Source organism: Clostridium polyendosporum, assembly GCF_018332455.1.
Lineage (GTDB): Bacteria > Bacillota > Clostridia > Clostridiales > Clostridiaceae > Clostridium_AY > Clostridium_AY polyendosporum.
Genome location: NZ_BOPZ01000087.1, coordinates 1 through 373, shown reverse-complemented (window position 1 = coordinate 373; position 373 = coordinate 1). Strand labels below are relative to the sequence as shown.

Annotated in this window: 1 rRNA gene; it reads right to left on the bottom strand. The window is 44.2% G+C overall.

The features are described 5' to 3' along the window. Nucleotides 1-142: 142 nt before the first annotated feature. Nucleotides 143-260, bottom strand: a 5S ribosomal RNA gene (gene rrf, locus CPJCM30710_RS17520). Between the last annotated feature and the right edge of the window lie 113 nt (nucleotides 261-373).

Sequence of the window (373 nt, the reverse complement as noted above, 5' to 3'; positions counted from 1 at the left end):
TCTATTATAGTGAAAAGGTGAGTTTTTTGTATAACCTTATGTCGCCACCCGCATAGCGGGTGGTTTTATGTTTCGCACGCAACGTGCTCAACGGACTAAAGTCAAAATAAAAAAGCCTCACAGCTATGCTGTGAGACTTCCCACCTGGCAACCTCCTACTCTCCCACACAGTCGCCCGTGCAGTACCATCGGCCTCTTAGAGCTTAACCATCGTGTTCGGTATGGGAACGGGTGTATCCTCTAAAAGCGTCATCACCAGATTTGTTGATGAAATTTTATTCCATCAAAATTGCACATAAGTTTTAGCCTTTTTATTGGTCAAGCCCTCGACCTATTAGTATCAGTCAGCTCAACATGTTACCATGCTTACACC